Origin of the sequence: Streptomyces sp. W16 (genome assembly GCF_033194735.1) — a bacterium.
GTDB lineage: Bacteria > Actinomycetota > Actinomycetes > Streptomycetales > Streptomycetaceae > Streptomyces.
Window position 1 is genome coordinate 1 of record NZ_JAWOAI010000101.1, and the last position, 22,968, is coordinate 22,968.

Consider the following 22,968-nt stretch of genomic DNA (forward strand, 5'->3'; position numbering starts at 1 on the left):
CGACGCTCTTCCGATCTCCCCTCGCCGCGGCCAACGCCGAGTTGGCCTGGCCCGAGGAGCCCCACCTCCAGCTCTGGCAGGCGGCGACGATCCTGCGTGAACACCGGGGCGACGGCCACCTCGCCGCCCTCCTCGTCGCCGGCCTCGACCCGGTCGAGTCCCTGGTCTCCTTCGCCGCGATAGGAGCGGCCTCCGTCGAGCGCTTCGAAAGCCGGGGCTGGAGCCCGCGGGAATGGGCGGCGGCCCGTGAACGCCTGGTCGCGCGCGGCCTGTTGGACGACCTCGGTACGGCGACGAGGGCGGGCCGCGACCTGCGCCGGGAGGTCGAGCGCCACACCGACCGGCTGGCCGCCGAGCCCTGGCAGTCCCTCGGCAAGGCCGACACCGACCGACTCGCGGATCTGCTGGGGGAGTTCTGGGTCGCCGTGCTCGGTTCCGGGCTGCTGCCTTCGGAGTCGACGCTGGGCATCGGCAAGGTCTGAGAGGGGCGTGGGGAGAGAGTGTGGGGAGGGAGTGCGAGGTGGGGGCGCCCGCGCCGACCGGACCGTGCCGATACACCCGAGTTGCGCGTCATGCGCCCCCGGGCCCCATATGTTCGCGACATCTCCGCCGCTAACGTGGGCACCAGGTCAATATCCGCCCCGGCAGGGGCGGGGGCCGGGTGAGCTAGGGGAGGGGCGCACTGTGATGCGTCTGAGGGGTGGGGCGGCCGTGGCCGTCCTGATCATGTTGTCCGTCGCCGGATGCAAGGACACCACAGGGGCCTCCGGGCCCGAAGCGACGACCGGCGGTGACTCCGGTGGGAACTCCGGCGGAGGTACCGGCGGGGGCGCGGCTCTCACCGCCGCCGAGTCCCTGACCGTCAAGGGGCGGGCGCCGAAGACCGGTTACTCCCGCGAGCGGTTCGGCACCGCCTGGGCCGACACGGACTCCAACAGCTGTGACACCAGGGACGACATTCTCAAACGGGACCTGAAGCAGGTGAAGTTCACCGGCGGCAGCTGCAAGGTGTCGTACGGCGTCCTCGAATCCGACCCGTACTCCGGCAAGGAGGTGACCTACCGCCGCGGGGCCAGCCTCGTCGACATAGACCACCTCGTCGCCCTTTCCGACGCCTGGCAGAAGGGCGCCAAGTACTGGGACGCCAGCAAGCGCATAGCCCTCGCCAACGATCCGCTCAACCTCCTCACCGTCGGCGCGAGCGCCAACCGCAGCAAGGGCGACGGCGACACGGCGACCTGGGTGCCGCCCGACAAGACGTACCGCTGCACCTATGTCGCCGCGCAGGTCGCCGTGAAGAAGAAGTACGGGCTGTGGGTCACCGCGGCGGAGAAGGCCGCGATGAAGAAGGTCCTCTCCACCTGCCCGGGCCAGAAGCTCCCGTCCGGCGGTAACCCGACGAGCGCGCCGTCGAGGTTCCACGCGAAGTGAGCTGAGTGCCCGTCAGAGCAAGCCCTTTCCCGTGAAGTACATATACGGGAGATGACGATCTGTCCTGCCCAAGTCGTTGTACTGGTAAAGGAGTTCACAAGGAACAAAGGGACATGAGGGGTGACTCGGGGTGCGTTCACCGGGTAATGGTCAAGATCGGTCGATGATCTCTTCTCGGGTCTGTTCGATCTTTGTCGGTGATGGGCAAGATCTGTGCGTTTCTGTGGCTGTCCTGTCAGGACCCGGTCAAGCATCGGCTGACGGCGGCTGCTTCGTGCCCGTCGACCGTTGGAGTCCTCGTCGTGCGCATCCGGCCCGCTCGCCGTGTTCGCTCACCCCGCCGTACGCGGCGCGCCCGCCGTGGCGTCGCCCTGCTCCTGCTGACCGCGCTCGCCCTCGTGTGGACGACGCAGCAGGCGATGGCCGACGGGGTCGAACTGCACGCCGTGGACGTCTCGTTGCCGAGCCTGTCCTCGCTCACCGCCTGGCTGAAGGACCCGCACTGGGGCCGGCTGCCGTCGGAGAAGTCGGGCACGGCGGCCGGCAAGGCGCACCGGGTCTCCGCCGCGGCCACCGAGGCACACCAGGGCGCGGGCCGTAAGCCGGGTAAGGGCAAGGGCGAACTCGCCGCCTACCACGCCCACTCGGCGTCCGTGAAGCGGGGAAAGAGCGCCGCGGGCAAGGCCGGTTTCAACGCGAAGACGAGCAAGCGGGACGCGGGCAAGTCCTCGCGGACCGACACCGTCTTCGACAACGCCGACGGGTCCATCACGAGACAGATCTCGCCGTCACCGGTCAACTACCAGGTCGGCAAGGGCAGATGGGCGCCCATCGACGTGGACGTGCGGGCCGGACCCGACGGGCGGTGGCAGGAGAAGGCCAACTCCGTCGACGTCGACTTCGCGCCCAAGGCCGACGACTCCACGCTCGTCTCCCTCGCCCCCGACGCACAGCACACCGTCGCCTACGGGCTGAAGGACGCCCAGGCCGTCAAGGGCACGGTCGACGGCGGCTCACGCGTCACCTACCCGGGTGTCCTCACCGACACCGACCTCCAGGTCGCCCCCACCGCCACCGGTGTGAAGGAAGCGGTCGTCCTGCACTCCGCGGACGCCGGCAACTCCTGGACCTTCCCGCTCCAGCTCAAGGGACTCACCCCGGTCCAGAACAAGGACGGCTCGATCGTCCTGCGCAACGCCGCCGGGAAGACCGTAGAGCGCATCCCTTCGTCGTACGCCTACGACTCGAAGGTCGATCCGCGCTCCGGTGACCCGACCACCACCCACGACGTCACCACGACCCTCGTGCGGGACGGCGGCGGTTACTCGCTGAAGATCACGCTCGACGAGGCCTGGCTGAAGGACGCGCACCGCGTCTTCCCCGTCACCGTCGACCCGACCGTCACCGACGGCTGGACCACCACCTACGCCGAGTCGGGCTCGGACTCGACGGGCGACCACTCCTACGAGCAGACGATCAAGGTCGGTTCGTACGACTCGGGCACGCACTCCGCGGCGAGCTACATCAACCACTGGGACACCGCCTGGGACGACAGCGGTCTGACGGTCTCCGCGGCCTCGCTGCAGCTGTTCGACACCTGGGCCGCGACCTGCACGGCCGAGCGTTTCGACGTCGCCCTCGTCACCCAGGCCTGGACGCCCGAGGGCGTCACCAGCTACCCCGGGCCGACCTACGGCACCACCTCCATCGGCAACTCGACCCCGACCGTGCCGAACGCCTGCGCGAACAAGGCGGCCGACCGGACCGTCGGCGACACGGTGACCGTGACGCTGTCGACCTCGGCGATCCAGGGCTGGTTCAGCGGGACGACGGCCGACTACGGACTCGCGCTCTACGCGTCGACGACCGACGCCCTGCACTGGAAGCAGTTCGGCTCCTTCAACGACCCCGGAAAAGGCCCGGTCCTCTCGGTCACCTACACCGGCAACACTGCCCCGCAGCTCTACGAGCAGTTCCCCGCGGACAACGCGGTCGTCGGCACCACCACTCCGGAGCTCACCGCCTGGGCGGGCGGCGCCAACTCCACCAGCGGCAGCGCGAACAAGTACCAGTTCAAGGTCTACGACGCGAACAACGCCCTGGTCGTCGACTCCGGCCTGGTCGCCACCGGCGACTGGACCGTCCCGGCCGGAAAGCTGGCCTGGGGCAAGAACTACAACTGGGAAGTGCAGGCGTACGACGCGACGACCGGGCTCTACTCGCCCGCCGATCCCTACGAGTTGTCCGTCCAGGTGCCCCAGCCCGTGATCACCTCGGGGCTGTCGCAGAACAGCAGCGACCACGGCTTCGACGCGTCCATCGGCAACTACACCACCTCCGACACGGACGCCTCGATCTCCACCGTCGGTCCGTCCCTGGACGTCGAGCGCGACTACAACTCCCGTGACCCGCGCTGGACCGGAGCCTTCGGGTCCGGCTGGTCGTCCATCTTCGACGCACGCGCCACCGAGCAGTACAGCGCGGCCGGCGCGGTCACCAGCGTCAACGTCACCTATCCGGACGGCTCGCAGGTCGGCTACGGCAAGAACAGCGACGGCACCTTCGCGCCCGGCACCGGCCGCTGGGCCACGTTCACCACGGTCAGCGCCGGCGGCTACAGCCTGACCGACAAGGACGACACGGTCTACGCCTTCACCACACCGCTGACCACGGGCAACTACGGACTCACCTCCGTCACGGACGCCAACGGGCGCTCCATCACGCTCACTTGGACCAGCCTGCACGTCACCCAGATGAAGTCCAACGTGTCCGGCCGCACCCTGACCCTCACCTGGTCCACCCCGTCCGGCGCCCTCGCCGCGCATGTCGCGACCGTCACCACCGACCCGGTCACCGCCGGCGTCGCGACGACCGCGCTGACCTGGAACTACGGTTACACCGGCGACCAGTTGACGACCGTGTGCGCGCCCCTGTCGCAGACGAAGTGCACGACGTACGGCTACACGACGGGCTCGCAGTACCAGAACGCCTCCCTCGACCTCGACCCCAGCGCGGCCTGGCCGCTCACGGAGAGCTCGGGCACCACCGCCAAGGACGCGGTCCTCGCCAACGAGGGCACCAAGAACGCCACTTACGAGAACGTGACGCTGGGCGCGGCAGGACCGCTCACCGGTTCCTCCTCCACCGCGGCCTCCTTCAACGGCACCACCTCCGACGTCGCCCTGCCGAAGAACACCGGCAACGACACCGACTCGGGCGCCCTGTCCCTGTGGTTCAAGACCTCGGCCGGACCGGGCGTGCTCTACTCGTACGCCTCCCAGCCGATCGGCTCGGGCAAGGCCGCCGGCTTCTACACACCGTCGGTGTACGTCGGTTCGGACGGCAAGCTGAACGCCGAGTTCTGGTACAGCGGCGGCATCAACCCGATCGTGTCCTCGGCGTCCGTGGCCGACGGCAAGTGGCACCACGTGGTGCTGAGCGCCGCGGGCAACTCGCAGACGCTGTTCCTGGACAACACGAAGGTCGGCTCGCGTACCGGCACCGTGTCCATCAAGAGCGCGGTGGCCTTCGGCAAGAACCAGGTCTTCAACTACCTCGGCACCGGCTTCCTGGGCGGCAGTTGGCCCGACGAGGCGAACAGCAGCACCACCGACGACACCGGGTACGCGACGTACTTCAACGGTTCGATCGCCGACGCGGCCTGGTACGGACGGCCGTTGGTCGCCGCCGACGTCAACTCCCTCTACCAGTACGGCACTCACTCGGCGTCCCTGCTCACCTCCATCAAGCGTCCCTCGGGCAAGTCCTTCGCCACGATGACGTACGACCCGGCGACGACGGCGCTCACGCAGCTCACCGACGAGAACGGCGGCGTCTGGAAGCTCGCCGCACCCACCGTCACCGGCTCCAGCCAGACCTACCGGGGCGCGGTCCTCGGCGGCGGGCCGGCCGGCTACTACCGGCTCGGCGAGGCGGCCGGCGCGACCGCGGCCCTCAACGAGGTGCACGGCGGCAACGGCACTTACAGCGGGGTGACACTCGGCGCCACCGGCCCGTTCAGCGACGCCAAGGCCGCGACCTTCAACGGCAGTTCCTCGTATGTCGAACTACCGACGTCCGTGCAGTTCGGCACCAGCGACCGCAGTCTCGAACTCTGGTTCAAGACCGCTTCGCAGGGCGTCATCGTCGGTTCCCAGTCGGTGGCGATCTCCGGCGCGACCACCGTGTCCGGCACCTATGCGCCCCTGCTGTACGTCGGCAGCGACAACAAACTGCACGGCCACTACTACTCGGGCAGCGGCTCCGCCGCGACGGCGTTCGGCTCGACCGGCACGGTCACCGACAACACCTGGCACCACGTGGCCCTCACGGCCTCCGGGGCCACCCAGACCCTCTACCTGGACGGCGTCCAGCAGGCCAGCTACTCCGGCACCCCGGCCGACCAGACCTACAACCACCTCTACCTCGGCGCCGGTTTCGCCAAGAGCTGGCTCGACTCCCCGGCAGACGTCAGCCACTTCACCGGTTCGATCGCCGACGCGGCCTTCTACCACTCGGCGCTCAGCGCGGCCGATGTCGCCGCACACGTCGAGGCGGCCAAGAACTCCAGCGGGCTGCTCCCGGTCGAGACGGTCAAGGTGACCTCGCCGACCACGTCCACGCTGACGTACACCTACGACGTCGACAACGGCAACCGGGCCCTGACCGAGACCGACGGCCTCGGCAACAAGACCAGCTTCGGCTACGACACGGCCGGCTTCGAGCACACGGTCACCGACCCCAACGGCGCGGTCACCACCACCGGTCACGACGTCCGCGGCAACATCGTCTCGTCCACGTCCTGCCAGGACCAGGTCGCCAACAAGTGCAACACCGAGTACTACACGTACTACCCGGACGACACGACCGCCCAGCTGACCACCGCCGACCCGCGCAACGACCAGCTGCTGACCGAGCGCGACGGCCGTTCCGCGTCCGCGACGGACAACACCTATCTGACGTCGTACACCTACGACTCGGCGGGCAACCAGACCACCGTCACCGGCCCGGCCGTGCCCGGCTTCCCGGCCGGCCGCGCCACGACCACCGTCTACAGCGACGGCACCAGCACCTATCCGTCCGCGAACGGCGGGGTCGTGCCCAAGGGCCTGCCGGTGAAGACGGTCAGCCCCGGCGGCGCGGTCAACTCGGTGTCGTACTTCAGCAACGGCGACGTCGCCTCCACCACGGACGCCATCGGCCTGGTCACGTCGTACACCTACGACAACGTCGGCCAGGTCCTGAGCCAGAACGTCGTCTCCGACACCTACCCCGACGGTCTGACCACCAGCTACGAGTACGACAAGAACGGCCAGGTCACCACCGAGCACGACCCGAAGATCACCGACCGGGTCCAGGGCGCCGACCACGCCGCCGTCTCCAGCACGGTCTACGACGACGACGGCGACGTCCTCTCCCAGACCGTCGCCGACGCGCAGGGCGGCGACGCCCCGCGCACCGAGACCCAGACCTACGACGCCTACGACCGGCTGCTGACCGAGTCCGACGCCAACGTCGCGGCCGGCACGTCGTACGGCAACACGACGACGTACACGTACGACACCTCCGGCAACAAGTCCAAGGAGGTGACGAGCGCCGGCAACGAGACCGACTACACCTACGACGACAACGGCAACCTGCTCACGCAGGCGCTGATGTACACCGGCGACCCGGTCTCCCCACAGACGGCGGCCTCGCTCGTCGAGTCCTCGCGGGCCTACGACCCGGCCGGGCGGCTGGCCTCGGTCACCGACGCGATGGGCAACAAGACGTCGTACACCTACACCGACGACGGCCTCACCGCGACGGTGAAGAAGACCAGCTCCGACGGCACCAGCAGCTATGTCCTGGAGTCGGACGCCTACGACGCGGCCGGCAACCTGCTGACCCAGACGACGGACAACGGCGAGAACGTCACCCAGTACACGGTCGACGCCTCCAGCCGCACGACGTCGACGACGGTCGACCCGACCGGTGTCGACCGGGTGACGTCCGTGTCGTACACCCCGGACGACCAGGTCGCGTCGGAGAACGACCACGACGCGACCGGTTACGACCGCACCACCACCGACACGTACGACGACATGGGCAACCTGCTCAGCGAGACGCTGTACGGCGACGCCTCCGGGCACCCGTCGGGCTGGTGGAAGCTGAACCAGACCTCCGGCCGGTCCGTCACCGACTCCTCCGGCACCGGCAACACCGTCACCGCCGGATCGGGCGTGACCTGGTCGGACGACGCGGCCCAGTTCAGCGGCGACACCTCCGGCAACGGCGACATCGCCGCCACCAACGGCCCGGTCCTGGACACCAGTTCCTCCTACACAGTCTCGGCGTGGGTGAAGCTGTCGGACACCTCGACGTTCCGCACCTTCGTCGCGCAGGGCGGCACCAACCGCTCCTCCTTCTACCTCCAGTACGCCTCCAGCCAGGGCGTCTTCCGCCTCATCTCACCGAGCACGGACTCCTCCGGCACCCCGTCGGCGTACTACAACGCCTACGCCTCAAGCACCCCCGCGCTCAACACCTGGACCCAACTGGTCGGCTCCTTCGACGCGTCGACCGGCACCATGAACCTGTACGTCAACGGCACCCTCGCGGGCACCGCCAGCAACCCCGCCCCCTGGACCGGCGCGGGCCCGCTGTCCATCGGCGGCGCGAAGACCGCCTCGGGCGCGGTCAGCAACGCGGTGAACGGCGCGGTCAGCAACGTCCAGACCTACCAGCGGGCCCTGTCGACGAGCGAGATCACCTCCCTGTACGGGAAGGGCCGTTCGGGTGGCACGGTCGGCTCCTCCGACCAGCAGACCACCAAGTACTCGTACGACAAGCGCGGTCTGCCCACGTCCATGACGGACCCCGAACAGCACACCACCTCCTACGAGTACGACCAGGCCGGCAACCTCGCGGTCACCACGGCACCGACGGTCCAGTCGGAGCCGGACGGCACCGCCGCGAGCGCCGCACCCGTCAACCCGGTCACCGCCAGCGGCTTCAACACCTTCGGCGAGGCCGTCGCGGAACGGGACCCGCTCCGCCAGGTCACCACCACGGCCTACGACGCCGTCGGCAACAAGGTCAGCGAGACCCTCCCGTCGTACACCCCCGCCGGAGCGTCAACTCCCAACGCGGGCACGACAGTCTGGACCTACGACAGCGAGGGCAACCAGACCGGCGAAACGACTCCGGGCGGCAGGACGACGTCGTACCTCTACGACCAGTTGGGCGACCTGGCCCAGATAACCGAACCCGACGGCACCAAGACCCACGCCACCTACGACACCAACGGCGAACAGCGCACGGCGACGGACGGCACGGGCGCCCAGGCACAGGCGACCTTCGACTACCTGGGCCGCCAGGTCACCTCCACCACCCTGGAGCGCTACCCCTCCACCCGCACGCTGACCACGACGAACTCCTACGCCGTCACCACCGGCAACCCCTACGGCGCCCACGTCTCCTCGACGACGACGCCGGGTGGCGTGGCCTCGACGTACGCCTACAACCGTGCGGGCGACGTAACGAAGACAACGGACGGCGCGGGCAACTCCACGTCCTACGCCTACGACTTCGAGGACAACCCCACCAAGACGACGCTGGCGGACGGCAGTTACACGACCACCGACTACAACGTCAACGACGACCCGACCGCGACCCGCAGCTACGACGCCATCGGCGCCTACCTGTACGGCACTTCGCAGCAGTACGACGGCAACGGCAACCTGACCGCGGCCACGGACGCCAACCAGCACACCACCCGCTGGACGTACGACGCGGCCGGCACGATCACCCAGCAGGTGGAGCCGGTAGACGCGACGACCTCCATCACCACGTCCTTCGGCTACGACGCGGCGGGCAACCGCACCCGCTTCACGGACGGCCGCGGCAACTCCTGGCGCTACGGCTACACCCCCTGGGGCCAGCAGGCGACGGTGACCGAGCCGACGACGAGCCAGTACACCTCGGCCGCCGACTCCACGACGACTTTCGCCTACGACGCGGACGGCAACGTCACCTCGGCCACCGCCCCCGGCGGCGTCACGACGTCGATGACATACGACGACAACGACCAGCTCAAGACGATGACGGGCACGGGCGCGGAGGCGGCCTCGGCGAAGCACAGCTTCTCCTACGACGCCGACGGCCGCGTCACCTCGGCGGACACGGACGAGGCCGGCACGATCGGCGCCGCGGACCACCAGGCGTCCACACACGACGCGTTCACGTACGACGACCGAGGCGATGTGCTGTCCGCCTCCGGCTCGGCGGGTTCGTCGAGCTTCACCTACAACGACGACAGCTCGATGCTGAGCCGTACGGACGCGGCGGGCACGCAGTCGTACGGCTATGACACGGCGGGCCGCCTGTCGACGCTGGACGACGCCGCGACGAGCACCCATCTCACCTACACGTACGACCAGTTGAACGACCTGAAGACCATCAAGTACGGCAGCACGGGCCAGACCCGCACCTTCACCTACAACAGCGCACACGAACTGTCGAACGACGTCACCGCCCAGGGTGCGACCACGCTGGCGAGCTTCACCTACGGCTACGACAACAACGGCAACCTGACGTCGAAGACGACGGCGGGCGTGACGGGCGCGTCGTCCAACACCTACGCGTACGACTGGTCGGACCGCCTGACGTCCTGGAACAACGGCACGGCCACGACGGCCTACCAGTACGACGCCTCGGGCAACCGGGTGCGGGTGGGCGCGGACGTCTACACGTACGACGCCCGCGACCAGTTGACGTCGGACGGCACAAACTCGTACTCCTACTCGGCCCGCGGCACGATGACCCAGGAGTCGTCGACGGCGAACGGCACGGCCGCGTTCAAGGCGGACGCGTTCGGCGGCCAGATCGTCGCCGGCCCGCAGTCCTACACGCTGGACGCCCTGGGCCGGAACATCACGGACACGAACACGGCCGCGTCGTCGACCCGTACGTTCGCCTACTCGGGCGCGGACAACACGATCGCGACGGACGGGGACGACGCTTACACATACGACCCGGGCGGCGGCCTGGTAGGCATCAAACAGACGGGCTCGTCTGCCGGGGCCCTGGCCCTGACGGACCTCCACGACGACGTGGTCGGGACGTTCACCTCCGGCGCCACGTCCCTGTCGGGCTCGGCGACGTACGACCCCCTCGGCAAGGTGACGGCGACGCTGTCGCTGATCGGCCACCTGGGCTTCCAGTCGGGCTGGACGGAACCCGGATCAGGCGACGTCGGCACGGCCTCCCGCTGGTACAACCCGAACACGGGCGAGTTCCTGAACAAGGACAGCGTGTCCCTCGACCCCAGCCCCGACTCGGTGGCGGCGAACCCCTTCGCCTACGTCGACGACAACCCGATGGTGGGCACGGACGAGTCGGGTCACTGTTCCTGGTGGACGGGTTCGTGCGAGGTGAAGGCCGCCAAGCACGTGGCCAAGAAGGCCAAGCACGTCGTCCACAAGGTCTACCACGCGGCAAAGCACGTGGCCCGCAAGGTGGTTCACGCCGTGAAGCACGCGGCCCACAAGGTCGTCCACAAGGTGGTGGACGTCTACCGCGCGACGGTGCGGGTGACGAGGCGCGTCTACCACTACACGGTCAGACACGTAAAACGCGTCTATCACGCGGCAGTTCACGCGGTGCATACGGCGTACCACAAGGCATCGAAGGTGGCGCATCGCGTCGTCCACGCGGTGAAAAAGGCGGCCCACAAGGTCGCCCACACGGTGAAGAAGGCGGCAAAGGCGGTAGCCCACGCGACTCGCACCGCGTACCACGCCACGGTCAAGGCGGTGAAGACGACCGGCAAGTTCATCAAGAACCACGCGGCGGCGATCACGTCCATCGTGGTCTCCACGGCGGTCTTCGCGGGCTGCGAAGCGGCGACGTGGGGTGTGGGCACGATTGGCTGCGCTGCTTTGGCGGGCGCGGCGGGTTCGCTGGTCGAGCAGGGCTTCAAGTGCGCGCAGAACGGTGGCGGAGACTGCAGCGCGGGAGCGTTCGCGGGGTCGGCGGTCGAGGGTGCGGTGACGGGTGCGCTGGGCGGGGCACTGGGTTCCCTGGGCGGAAAGCTCCTTGCCAAGGCGGCTCCGAAGGCGATGGAGGTCGTCGGGGGGCTGTTTGGGAAGGGGGCTACTGAAGCCGGGGAGGCCGGGGCTGCGGATGCCACGGATGAGGCGGCTTCGGCGGCGGAGTCGGAGGGGGCGGGGACCAAGTCGCAGTCCCGGTCCGGCACTTGCCCCCACAGCTTCACCGGCTCGACCCGGGTGTTGATGGCCGACGGTACGACCAAGGCGATCGAGCAGATGAAGGTCGGCGACACGATCGCCAACTCGGTTCCTGGGGTGGTGGGTACGGCGGCGCACGAGGTCACCGCGGTGATCGTGACGCACACGGACCACGACTTCGTGGACCTGACTATTAAGGCGACGGCGGAGTCCGGAGCGAAGCAGGGTGTGAAGGCCGGAGCGAAGCAGGGTGTGAAGGCCGGAGCGAAGTCCCTGGCCAAGAGGGTCGCCCGAAAGGCGGCGTTCGGACTCGCGGCGTCGGCGGCGGTACTGGGAGCGCTGGGCGCGAGCCACGGCAACACGCAGGAGCCGGCGACCAAGACGGTCGCGGCGGTCTCCTCGGCGACATCCGAACAGAGCGTCACGGCTGCCGAGGGCGGGACGTCTGCTGCGCAGGGCGCGCACCTGACAACCACCTTCCACCACCCGTTCTACGACGAGACCAGGTCAGCGTTCGTCCAGGGCAAGGACTTGAAGGCCGGTGACGTCCTTCAGACTCCGACGGGGACGGCTGAGGTCACTGGGGTCCGCCTCTACCACGCGAACACCACTACGTACGACCTGACCATCGGCAGCCTCCACACCTACTATGTGGAAGCCGGGTCGACGCCCGTTCTCGTTCACAACTGCGACAGCTTTGACGCCGAGGCTGAGCATGCTGAACTGCCCGAATGGACGGGCGGCCAAATTGAAGGTAGGTGGGCGGCGCCTGGTCGCGCAGTGGAAGGTATCAAGAGCGGCGAGCGAAGTAGCGAAATGGCTAGGAGCGCTCGCACATTCCTCCAAAAGGCGCTGTCGACGTCAGGAGAAAGGGGGCCTATTCCGGGTAACTACGACCACATTGAACAGAAACTGGCGGCAAGGATGTTTGACGAGGCGGACCCGCTTGACGAGGTGGATGTTGCCATCAACCATACCGGTGGACCTTGCGACGTGAAACTTGGATGCAGTTCGGTCGTAGACAAGGTTCTTTATAACAGTGGCAAGGTGATGAGAGTGCACTGGCGCGACACTGAAGGTGCCATGAAATGCGTAATGTACGGACTCGTTGCCGGGGGTGGGGAATGCTGAAGGGCGCTGAAGCAGTCTTCAAGGAAGAACATCTTGAGAAGCCCTTCCCGCTTGATTCGGAAGATGCTGTTGATCTCCTGATTGATGCACTCATCGCCGGTCACCCCAGTCGAAACATGGCTCAAATTTTTTCTCTGGACCGAACGCCTCTAGTGTCGGGCGATCCGGATCACGAGTTCTTGGTTGGGGTCGATCCCGATGCGCAGGTTGGCATCGTAGGATTCGCAGATGCGGAGGGCAGCTACGTTCCAAGTGGGGTGACCGAAAGAGAAGAACTGACGTACATGCTGCTCACTTATCCAAGGAACTTTTTGGAATCACCAGAGATTCCCATCGATCTGGTTCGCCGCGTCACGAAAGAATTTGTTTTTTCCGGCGGGCTTAGGCCTACGTGCATCGAGTGGCAGGAAGAGCCGTACTGATGTCGGAGTACATCTAAGAAGTCGTTACAGGATCAAGGGTCTTGCGCTCTCCGGGCCCAGAGCTACCAGGAGTTCGCTGACAGGCAAATTGATACCGCCTGGTAGCGTAGCTTGGTAGCTCTTTAAACAGGTAGTCACGATCGGGGCCTAGTACTGGCTTGCCTTCGATTGCAAGGAGTTGATGCGCGCGTGACGACAGCGCAGAAAGTTCTTTCTGAGGCAGTCAGAACGGGAATCTCTCCGGAGTTGCGCAAGCTTGGCTTTGCTGGTTCTGGGCAGGTGTTCGAGCTTGCGAATCCTGGAGTGTGGCTCCTGCTCGGTGTTCAGAAAGCGACGGGTGGAAGTGCGTCACAGCTGTGCTTTACGGTCAATGTAGCCGCAGTCCCAAAGGGCAAGTGGCAAGAAATGATCGATGCGGGCGCGAAATACCCGGCGCGACCAAGCCCGAACAAGGTCTACGGGAAATGGGCCCGGTGGGCGAGGATTGGACAGCTGATGCCGGGCGGGCAGGAATTCTGGTGGACGGTCACGGATGAGGCTGTCCCGGATGAACTCGCGCGCAAGGTTGTATCCGCGTGCGCGAATTATGCGCTACCTGCTCTGAAGGAGCAGCTACAGGTGAATCAATATTACTCACACGTGCCCAATGGCTTACTTGGATCCTTGTGAAGATCGGCGAGATCGAGGTCTTCCTGAACCACGGACATCTTGTGATCGGTTCGGCTGGCGCTCCGGATTTCGACCTACTGGTGTCCGACCTTCCTACGAGCGATACGAACCACGTCACGCTGGTCACGCGCGCCCAGATCGCACCAGTGAGGATCGGGGTGTGGCGTGGCGCCGCGCCGAGGCCGGCTAGGCAGGTCTTCACCGGTGACGTGCAACTTGCCACGGGTTATATGACTCTGAGGGAATCATCGGAGCCGCCGTTCTTCACGTGGCCAGCGACCAGCCCTGGGGAGCAAGTCACACTGTCGGTCGGCACTGATGCCTGGGATCGGGCAACAGATGTCACTGTCGTTGTCGACCCCGATGCCGATTCCATGCCTGATGTGATGAGCAGAAGTGCTTTCGTTGATTCGGTAGCTGTGGTCGAATCTCTGGCGCAGATCGACCGTGTACTGAACGGCCACAACTACCCCGTCGATCGCCTCGCAACAGCGATGCGAATTCTGATGCATGCTTCGCAGGGAGGTGTTTCAGAAGCGCGAATCCGATACGGCATCGCTTCCGTGATGGAATGGCTTAAATGGCTGCATCCCGCTATTTCCCCGAGGCTGATCGAAAGCGTCTATGAGATTATTCGCGATGGCCTCGGGAGCGGAACTGATCCGGGGGAAGCGGAAGCGTATGCAGTTATTGGTATTTTTTCCTCGGCTTTGGGTATCAGTGTCGATGATTTTCTCATGGCTCGATGATATGGATCTCCAGGTAAAATGCCGGAATGAGGCATGCAGACTCCAGGTTCAGTGACGATGCTGTGTGAGTGCATGTTGGATTTCGTGACATGATTACCCATTGTTGAGATGGTGATGAATTGCAGTTTAAAACCGGGCGTGCTGATGCCGTTCCACGGCCAGAGTAGGTGAAGGAATTATGCTCCCTCGGGTCAGGGGTGAAGTAGTCGTCTCTTGTGAGCCGGCAACCGCCCGGGTTGTATCGGTGAGTGCGCGGTACATCACGGTGGAATGGCCATGGAATGTGGTCGACAACTCTACCAATTTTCGCTGGGATGGAACTTTTGCGCTGCCTTATGGAGAATCGAATTCGGAATGGGTTCCATATCGGCTCGAACCGGCGCCGCCTGAGCTTCGTGCTGGAGATATCTGTTCGGTCTCCATCCCGCCGACACGGCTCTATGTCGGGCACTACGAGGCGTATGATCCCCCGCGCAACCTAGGTTGGGCGCCCGCGCCCACCGCCGGAATCTATGTAATAGCACCAGAAAACTTGGACCAGGAGGATGCGGGGTGCATGCTCTATCTGGGCGGTGGCGACCCTATTCGTGTGGACCCGATCGAAGACTGAGGGTTCGAAATTCATTGATGTAGATCAGGTCGAAGTCGACTGTGGTGGACGAAGGACTGTTCGAGATGACCTGCCATGCAGGGTCGGTCGCACCGGGGCGGGATGGCTCCCGGTGCGGGCCGGATCGGGCGTTTGCGTCAGGTTCGGGAGAGAGCCTTCGTGCCCGAGAGGAGGGGGATGAGGGTGAAGTTGCCGTCGCCGGTGCCGCAGGTCGGGGTGGTGTCGGCGGTGTTGGAGACCTTTGTCCCGGTGGCGAAACGGCCGTCGCGGGTTGTCGGGACCACTGTGGTGAAGTGGTCGTTGAACGGGCTTTGGCCGTAGTAATAGACGCACTGCTGGAGGTTGACGTAGCGCCCGGCGGTGAGGTCGAGGGCCTTGACGTCGGACAGCAGGGGGATGAGGTGGTACTGGCCTTGTCCCGGGCCACAGTTGGGAGTTGTGTCGGGGGTGTTGGAGACGTTTGAGTGCGCGGCGAACTCGGGGGCCCCGACGTTCGCGACCGTTGTGATGTGGTCGTGCTGGGCGTCGGAGTAGTAGACGCACTGGTGGAGGTTCAGGTAGCGGCCGGCGCTGAGGTCGAGCGACTGGACGCCCGCCCACGGGGACGACGGTTTGACGTTTCCGTCACCGGCTCCGCAGGAACTGCTCGTGTTGGCTGTGTCGGAAGTGTTCGTCCCCGTCGTGAAGCGACCGTCACGGCTCGGCACCACTGTGGTGAAGTAGTCGACACCCGAGGCAGGCATGTACACGCACTGGTGCAGGTTCAGGTAGCTACCGGCCTGCGGAGCCTGGGCGTTCGCGTTGGCGGTCGGGGTCGGTGATACGAACAGCGCGGCGGCGGTGGCCGCGGCGGCGAGCCACGTCCTGACCTGTCCCTTGAGGCGCACGTGTGTCCCCTTTCTGTGGTTTCGAACTGGAGGGGTGGCTGCGCGATCTTGCGCGGGGTCAGCTCAGCACGTGTGCACGGGTGTCGACCGCGTGTCCTGTCCCCAATCCACCTGAAGGTGTGGGTTGCCCTTTCGCCCCTTTGACGGCCGGACCTGCTGTCTTGCCGGGGCGGTGAACTGGGGTGGTGAACTGAGGCGGCGGCTGGGAGGCGTACGGGCGGGCGTGGCGATGGGCGACTATGCGAACCGGGATGGCTCCTGTGCGCTGTCCGCTTGCTCTTCTTGCTCTTCGGAGGGGAAATGGCCGACGGCCTCGTGCATAGTGGTTGGTCGTGGCTCGGCGGCGGGTCACTGGACTGTCGCCGGCTGTGATCGCTGAACTCGTCGCTGGGGCCGGGGCAAAGCGCAGGCTCGTCTTCATTGACCGACTGCTGGCGACGCCGGTGAGTCCGCGCCGTGCTGTCACGCATGACGTGTCGGCCTGCTGGTTCGGCGCGGCCCGCTGCACCATTACTCGCGCCGTCGTCCGCCCGGATCAGCCCGGCTCCGCAGGGGTGGACTAGCGTGTCCGGGTGATCAGGAACAGGATGGAATGGGACGCGCTCACCGAGCGTGAGCCCAACGCGTGGTACCGGGAGGAGCGGGACCGGCTCTCGGACATGGCCCGGGACGCCAACTGGAGTGGCCTGTTCGAGGAGTTGAGGAAGTATCCGGAGCGGGTCAACCTCCCCCGGATCGGGATCCGCACCGGTTACGCCCCGTTGCATCAGGCAGCCTGGCACGGCGCGGACTTCCCCGTCGTCTCCCGGCTGATCGCGCACGGCGCCTGGCGCACGCAGCGCACCCGGGACGGGCAGCGCGCCGTGGACATCGCGCGGAAGCAGGGGCACACGCATCTGCTGGAGCTCCTGGAACCGGTCGTGGTGCGGCCACTCCCGTCCCCGCCCGAGATGCTGGAACACCGCTTCCACTCGCTGCTACGGGAGAGAACCGGCAGTTGCTTCGAGGAGACCGAGCACCTGTTGCCACCGCTGGCGCCGCTGACGGAAGCACCAGCCGTAGAAATCACCTTCGTCGTATTCGGGATGATGGGCGGCGTCACGTACCGTCTCGAAGACGATCATCTGTACGTGCACTTCCACTCACGGATGGACGCGGACGACGGGGAGCACTACCACGTAACCCCTGAGAACTGGTCCAAGATCAAATACTCGCGTGTGCCGCCACCTCCTCCGCCCGCCCCGCAGCGCCCCACGTCCTGACCGACGAACGGGGCTGTCCAGGACGGTTCCGGCGCCGCAAACACTCCTGCCACAACAAGATCACGGCAACGTGTCCAGCGAGCCCCGGGTGGGCGGGCCGGCCGGCTGCCGCCAGGGATACCCTCGGCCAATGTCGAATCGGGCGGTAGCAGTTGGAGTTGGTCTCGCGCAGGTGATGGTGCACTGCGGGGGCAGCCCGGCAGCAGCCGTGCACTATCTGGCGGGTGCCATCGCCTCCGCGCCTGAGAACCCCGAGCCCTTTACGGTCCTTGCCGAGTTGTGGAGGGACAAGCCGTCCGAACTGGCCGAAGTCGTTCAGGGCGCCGACTCCTTGAAGACGCTGCTGGCTCGGTCGTACATCAGCTTCCTTGAGGGTGATGTGGACAGTGCGGCGCTGGCGATCGGGTCGGTCACGGGTGCGAAACCCGACATCGCATGGGCCCGAGCCCCCTGGTTCGGCGATGCGCGATTTCTCGGCGTGGTGAGTGCCGATGCGTTGGCCGAGGCCGCAATGCGGACGATGGACCATGGCCGTGTTCTGGACACCGAAAGCACGCGGGAACGGTTCCGGCCCTGGTTCCAGGCCATCGACGCGGTCGCTGCCCGCCGGCCGTCGGCGGATGCGTTGGCCAAGATGGCGATCCTGCTGCGGACATGCGGTCTCACCGATGCGTCATTGGCCCTCTGCGACCGGGCGGACTCTGTGGAGCGGATCATGCTGACGGAAGTCGTGCGAGCGGGTACATGGCGCAAGTTGGGTGATCCTGAACGGACGGTGGCGGCGTTCGAGCGCGCTCTTGCCCTGGACCCGGCCAACTGGTCGCTCCATCTCGACCTGGCCGACGTACACGCCGAGCAGGGCGACTTCACCGCCGCGGTCCGGCAGATCGACCAGGGAATGGAGCACGAGTCGACCGAGCTCACACTGCGTGCTGCCGGAGCCGCTTACCGAGCACGGCTGACCGGCTCGCCCGCCGAACTGAGCGAGCTCATCGAACTGGCGCCGAACCTGCCGAACGACTCCTACCGGGACCTGCTGATTGATCACGCGTGTGACGGCCCCGCGCTGCCTGCCGAGCTCGTGACTGCGGCCCGCCGCATCCAGAACAGCTCGAAGACCGCTTACGGGACAGGTCTTGGTGACTGATGGCGAATGGCGCGGGAGTTCGGCGAAGGGCGCACGTTGGATACGTCCGCTGCTGCCGTGGAGCGTCTTGACGGGGAGCTGGTGAAGATCGGTGAACCGGCTGGGGCCGCGAGGTCAGGCGACCGATGCTCGGTAGGGATCGGTGGGGATGATCTGTGCCTCGTCGAAGAGCTGTTCCAGCGCCTCGTGTCCGTGATGCCTGCGGAACTCGATCTCGGCCGCGGTCACCGGCAGGGTCCACAGGATGCGGGCGTGTCCTCCAGGCAACGGACAGTGTTCAAGGTCGGGGCCGTGGAGGTAGGGCAGGCTGATCAGAAGGTGGTCGCAGGTCGAACCGGGTACCCACGGTTCGCCGATCGGCATGCTGTGCTCCAGGCCGAGTTGATGCCCACCGCAGTGGTAGTAGGCGATCATCGCCATGAGTTCGATGAACCGTTGGTCGCGGACGTGCGCGGTCATGACGAACTCAAGTCCGTGACCGTCCTTCTCCGTCGAGGCAGCCCAGCAACCGGCGGTCACATAGGCCCAGTTGTCGCTGCGCGGGCCGGGCGTTACAACGAGAACTCGTAGAGCGGGTACTGCCTCTCGCCGTTCCGGGCCGAGATCGTAGTCGACGACCTCCACCGCGTGCCCCGTGAAGAACGCCCGGACGTGTGACTCAACGGCATCCGCGGCCGGCAGTCTCGTATCACTCACGACGCGATCATTCCAGACGGTGATCGACCGACCCCGACTGCTCGTGCAGCGTCGTGGAGCTGCGGGTCTTGAGAGTGTCGGACCTGCAACGGGGCAGCCACTGGCTCCAGTTGGCTGAGGCGTAGAAGTGTGACACTTGACGGTGAAGTGTCACACTTTCGCGGAGTGGGTCCCCTCTGGGGTGTTGGGCTCTTGTTCGGTGCCGCCAGGTGGGGCGCTGAACATGCGAAGGCAGCCGGCTCGGCCCGGCGTAGTCGCACTCCAGTAGCTCTTCGGGAACGATCGCGTACCCGAGTTCGGCCAGCGCCCCCTTGGCCGAACCTGCTCACGCAGACCGCGATCCGGGTTCCGCACACGGTTGCATGAGCCGGCACGGTGATCCGCCCGTACTCGCTGGAGTCCTGTGTGTCCCGTTCGCTGACACATGGCGTGGTGAAGTCGTCTTCAAGTCGTGCCACGAGAACGTCGAACAGCGCGCCGGTCTCACCACGGTCGTAGCCCCGGGGCCACTCCAGCCACTCGGGATCGTCGAGTTCGCGCAACAAGGCCACCAGGTCCTCTTCGTGCTCCGTCACGCGCAGATCCTGGCGGCTCGGCAGCAGACCTGGCCAGCGTGTGCTCCGCAGCGGGCTCGTCGAGGGCGGCCATTCCGTCGACCCGGATGTAGCGGCCTGTGTCTTTGCCGGAGGTGATGCGTCCTACGGTCCCGAAGTGGCGGGTGGCGTCTTTGTGCGTGGCGATGACCTGCGAGCGGTCCTGAACTGCTGTCACTCGTAGTTCGTTCGGTGTGCCGGTGAAGGTGAGTTCGACGGGGGAGTGGGTGGCCGAACAGTTCGATCGCACCCTTGGCCCTCTGCGCCAGGGCGTCGATCTCCGTGATCGTCGCCCGAATCGTTGCGAACGGGCCGTCAGTGATGGTGACAGAGGCTCCGACGGTGATGTCTGGGACTGACGGGGTGCTGCGGATCGGCGCCTGGGATGCCGATCCCGAACCCCCGCCCCCGTCACGGCCGTTGGAGCTGATCACCGACTCCGAGGGAGGTCGAGGCCTCGCGCTGGTCCGGGCCTGTGCCGATCTCTGGGGTTGGCAGCCGTTGGCCAGACACGGCACGCGCGGCAAATACGTCTGGTGCGAACTGCTCACCGCGTGACCGGCAACGCCCCCACGAACCGCGGCCCATCGCCCCGATGCTGCACCGGAAACGTCACCTTCAACCCCTGCTCCTGCCCCGCCACCGACAACCTCGTGGTGAACTGCAACCCCAGGAACGCCTTCTTCGAACCGCCCGCCGAGACATACGGACGCGGCAGGTTCAACTGCAACTGACCCGGTCTGCCACCCCTGTTGCCGTCGAAGAACAGCACTCTCTGGTCGGTGAGGACTATGTACATGGGGCGTGGCGTGACCGTGGCCATCACCGTCCCCGCGCTCAACACCCCCACCACGGCCGCCGTCAGGGCCTGCCTGCGGACGGAGACCGAGCCGATCGCGGCCAGGGAAGTGAACTCGACGCGTTCGCCCTGGAGGAGCAACGGGGCTGCCGCTTCGAGGAGTTGGCGGTTACGGCGGGCGTTCAGGGACATGGCGCAGCTCCTGGGAGACGTATGGGGGAGACGTATGGATGAAAGACGTACGGAAAAGTGCGGACGCTATGAGGCTCCAGTGAACGGGAGTTGGACGGAAGGTAGTCCGAAGGTCAAGCAAAACCCATGCTCGCCCCATGTCTGACCTGCGGATTCCCCGCCACCCGCGATGTCACAGGCCTCGCCTAGTATCCGCCGCATGTCATCCGCCCCCGGTGCCGATCCCGGCCCCGACTTCGAACTCGCCTCCGCCTTCCCGGAGGTCACCTGGTTGCGCCAGGCCGCCGCCGCGGCCGACTGGGCCGCGATCCGGCAGTACCACGACAGCCTGCCGCCCGGTACCGACCGGGCCTTCGTCGTCGGGGTGTTGGCCGAGGCCGACGGTTTCGAGCACGTGCTGCGGCAGCAACTGGCCGCCGTACCGCACGACGTTCTCGCGCTCACCGTGCTCGGGACGCGGCTCATCGAGGCCGGGTGGGAGATACGGACCGACGCACGGGCCAAGGACGTCAGCCGCGAGCAGTTCAAGGCGTTCCGCGAACACCTGGCGGAGGCGGAGCAACTCCTCATCCGGGCAACGGCTTTCGACCCGTCCTACGACGCCGCCTGGGCCGCCCGCCTCAACACCGCCCTCGGGCTGTCGCTCGGGAAGAACGAGAGCCGGCGCCGTTACGACCGCCTGTCCCGCTACCACCCGCACCACTTCACCGGACAGGCCCGCCTTCTCCAGAAGCTGTGTCCCAAGTGGGGCGGCACCTGGGAGGAGGCCCACGGTTTCGCGCGCGAGTGTCTACTGACCGCCCCCGAAGGGGCGTTGAACGGCGGACTCGTCGCCGAGGCGCACATCGAGCACTGGCTCGACCTCGGCGCCGACGACAAGCGCACCGAATACCTCAAGCAGCCCCACGTCCACGCCGAACTCGTCGAGGCCGCCCAACGGACCGTGTTCCACCCGCAGTTCGCGCGGCCGTACGGCTGGGTCACCGTCCAGGGCTGCTTCGCCGCGCTGTTCTCCCTGATCGGCGACACCGCGCAGGCCGCAGCGCACTTCCAGGCCCTCGGCAACCTCGCCGCCGAATATCCGTGGAGTTACCTCGGCAAGCCCGCCGAGACGTACGTCCAGCACCGCGACACCGCCCTGAGAGGCCGAAGATGAACCCCCAGGACCACCAGGCCCCCCAGGACGGCCAGTTCGCCGCCGACACCACCACGAACGCCATCCACCTCACCGAAGTCGCCGGCATACCCACCCTCTTCGCCTACGCCCCCGGCCCCATGCGCGCCGGACTCGTCTTCCGCGTCGGCACCGCCGACGAGACCCTCGCCCGCGCCGGCGTCACCCACCTCGTCGAACACCTCGCCCTGTACCGCCACGGCCTGGCCGACTACCACTACAACGGCGCGACCAAGTCCGCCTTCACCCACTTCCACGTGGAGGGCGCCGAACACGAGATCGTCGCCTACCTCCACGGCGTCTGCGCCTCCCTCGCCGACCTCCCCATGGAGCGCCTGGAGACCGAGAAGGAGATCCTGCGCACCGAGGAGTCCCGCCGCGAACCCGGCCAACTCCCGCTGTGGCGCTACGGAGCCCAGGGCTACGGCCTGGTCAGCTACCCGGAGTGGGGCGTACCGGGCCTGCGCCCCGAGGACGTACGGCACTGGACGCAGACCTGGTTCACCGGCGGCAACGCCGTGCTGTGGATCGCCGGCGAGTACATACCGGCCGGTCTCGCCCCGAAGCTGCCCCCAGGGCACCGTCACCCCCTCCCCGCCGTCACCTCCGCGCTCCCCACCACCCCCGCCCACTTCTCCGACGGCCAGGGCGGCGTCCTGCTCGACGCCGTCGTCACCGACACCACCGCCGCCCGCCTCTACGCCGGTGTCCTGGAACGCGAACTCTCCCGCGCCCTGCGCCAGGAGGACGGCAACTCCTACACCGCCGCCACCGACTACACCTCCCGCCGCGACGGCCACGCCCTCCTCACCGCCTTCGCGGACTCCCTGCCCGCCAAACAGGACGCGGTGCTCGGCGGCTTCGTCGACGTCCTCGCCGCGCTCCAGGCCGGCCGTGTCGCGCAGGCAGACCTGGAGGCCGTACGCACGCGTGCCGACGCGGGACTGACGGCGGCCGACGCGGCCGTACGACGGCTG

13 protein-coding genes and 1 pseudogene are annotated in these 22,968 nt (G+C 66.7%); 11 read left to right on the forward strand and 3 right to left on the reverse strand.

Annotated features, from left to right (window positions below; translation table 11 throughout):
- The 6 genes from R6V09_RS16045 to R6V09_RS16070 all read left to right on the forward strand — a co-directional run.
- On the forward strand, window positions 1–482 hold a 482-nt coding region (locus R6V09_RS16045), incomplete at its 5' end, for an SCO6745 family protein (RefSeq protein ID WP_442810064.1).
- 205 nt (window positions 483–687) lie between these two features.
- The gene (locus tag R6V09_RS16050) at window positions 688–1,431 is read left to right on the forward strand and encodes an HNH endonuclease family protein (RefSeq protein WP_317882082.1); all 744 of its coding nucleotides are present in this window, start codon (window positions 688–690) and stop codon (window positions 1,429–1,431) included.
- Window positions 1,432–1,733: 302 nt separating this feature from the next.
- On the forward strand, window positions 1,734–12,791 hold the full coding sequence (locus tag R6V09_RS16055) for a LamG-like jellyroll fold domain-containing protein (protein WP_317882083.1): 11,058 nt from the start codon (window positions 1,734–1,736) through the stop codon (window positions 12,789–12,791).
- Entirely contained in the window at window positions 12,785–13,213 is a 429-nt protein-coding gene (locus tag R6V09_RS16060) for an Imm1 family immunity protein (protein WP_317882084.1), read from the forward strand. Before R6V09_RS16055 ends, R6V09_RS16060 begins: the two co-directional genes overlap by 7 nt.
- Before the next feature lie 189 nt (window positions 13,214–13,402).
- Entirely contained in the window at window positions 13,403–13,882 is a 480-nt protein-coding gene (locus tag R6V09_RS16065; RefSeq protein ID WP_317882085.1) for a DUF4304 domain-containing protein, read from the forward strand.
- Window positions 13,879–14,631, forward strand: a complete 753-nt coding sequence (locus R6V09_RS16070) for a hypothetical protein (protein ID WP_317882086.1) — start codon at window positions 13,879–13,881, stop codon at window positions 14,629–14,631. Before R6V09_RS16065 ends, R6V09_RS16070 begins: the two co-directional genes overlap by 4 nt.
- Window positions 14,632–15,378: 747 nt before the next feature.
- Here R6V09_RS16070 and R6V09_RS16075 read toward each other — a convergent pair.
- Window positions 15,379–16,128 (reverse strand): hypothetical protein, encoded by a 750-nt coding sequence (locus tag R6V09_RS16075; protein ID WP_317882087.1) that lies wholly within the window; start codon window positions 16,126–16,128, stop codon window positions 15,379–15,381.
- Between the two features lie 572 nt (window positions 16,129–16,700).
- Here R6V09_RS16075 and R6V09_RS16080 point away from each other — a divergent pair.
- Complete coding sequence (locus R6V09_RS16080; RefSeq protein WP_317882088.1) at window positions 16,701–17,390, forward strand: ankyrin repeat domain-containing protein; 690 nt, start codon at window positions 16,701–16,703, stop codon at window positions 17,388–17,390.
- 130 nt (window positions 17,391–17,520) lie between these two features.
- Window positions 17,521–18,537, forward strand: a complete 1,017-nt coding sequence (locus R6V09_RS16085; protein WP_317882089.1) for a tetratricopeptide repeat protein — start codon at window positions 17,521–17,523, stop codon at window positions 18,535–18,537.
- A gap of 114 nt (window positions 18,538–18,651) precedes the next feature.
- Here the strand turns inward: R6V09_RS16085 and R6V09_RS16090 are convergent, their stop codons facing one another.
- Window positions 18,652–19,233, reverse strand: a complete 582-nt coding sequence (locus tag R6V09_RS16090; protein ID WP_317882090.1) for a suppressor of fused domain protein — start codon at window positions 19,231–19,233, stop codon at window positions 18,652–18,654.
- A gap of 938 nt (window positions 19,234–20,171) precedes the next feature.
- On the opposite strand from R6V09_RS16090, the gene R6V09_RS16095 reads away from it, so the two are divergent.
- A complete protein-coding gene (locus R6V09_RS16095; RefSeq protein ID WP_442810065.1) occupies window positions 20,172–20,384 on the forward strand; it encodes an ATP-binding protein in 213 nt (70 codons plus the stop codon).
- Here R6V09_RS16095 and R6V09_RS16100 read toward each other — a convergent pair.
- The gene (locus R6V09_RS16100; protein WP_317882091.1) at window positions 20,374–20,817 is read right to left on the reverse strand and encodes a hypothetical protein; all 444 of its coding nucleotides are present in this window, start codon (window positions 20,815–20,817) and stop codon (window positions 20,374–20,376) included. The two genes, R6V09_RS16095 and R6V09_RS16100, sit on opposite strands and share 11 nt — an antisense overlap.
- Window positions 20,818–21,016: 199 nt before the next feature.
- On the opposite strand from R6V09_RS16100, the gene R6V09_RS16105 reads away from it, so the two are divergent.
- Both R6V09_RS16105 and R6V09_RS16110 read left to right on the forward strand, forming a co-directional pair.
- Entirely contained in the window at window positions 21,017–21,973 is a 957-nt protein-coding gene (locus tag R6V09_RS16105) for a hypothetical protein (RefSeq protein ID WP_317882092.1), read from the forward strand.
- A pseudogene (locus R6V09_RS16110) lies at window positions 21,970–22,968 on the forward strand (insulinase family protein); the annotation flags it as partial. The gene R6V09_RS16105 and the pseudogene R6V09_RS16110, both read left to right, overlap by 4 nt.

Excerpts from the sequence above, each read along its gene's own strand:
- R6V09_RS16095 (WP_442810065.1), top strand. The coding sequence starts at position 20,172 with ATGTCTGGGACTGACGGGGTGCTGCGGATCGGCGCCTGGGATGCCGAT.
- R6V09_RS16105 (WP_317882092.1), top strand. The coding sequence starts at position 21,017 with ATGTCATCCGCCCCCGGTGCCGATCCCGGCCCCGACTTCGAACTCGCC.
- R6V09_RS16085 (WP_317882089.1), top strand. The coding sequence starts at position 17,521 with ATGTCGAATCGGGCGGTAGCAGTTGGAGTTGGTCTCGCGCAGGTGATG.
- R6V09_RS16060 (WP_317882084.1), top strand. The coding sequence starts at position 12,785 with ATGCTGAAGGGCGCTGAAGCAGTCTTCAAGGAAGAACATCTTGAGAAG.
- R6V09_RS16100 (WP_317882091.1), bottom strand. The coding sequence starts at position 20,817 with ATGTCCCTGAACGCCCGCCGTAACCGCCAACTCCTCGAAGCGGCAGCC.
- R6V09_RS16050 (WP_317882082.1), top strand. The coding sequence starts at position 688 with ATGCGTCTGAGGGGTGGGGCGGCCGTGGCCGTCCTGATCATGTTGTCC.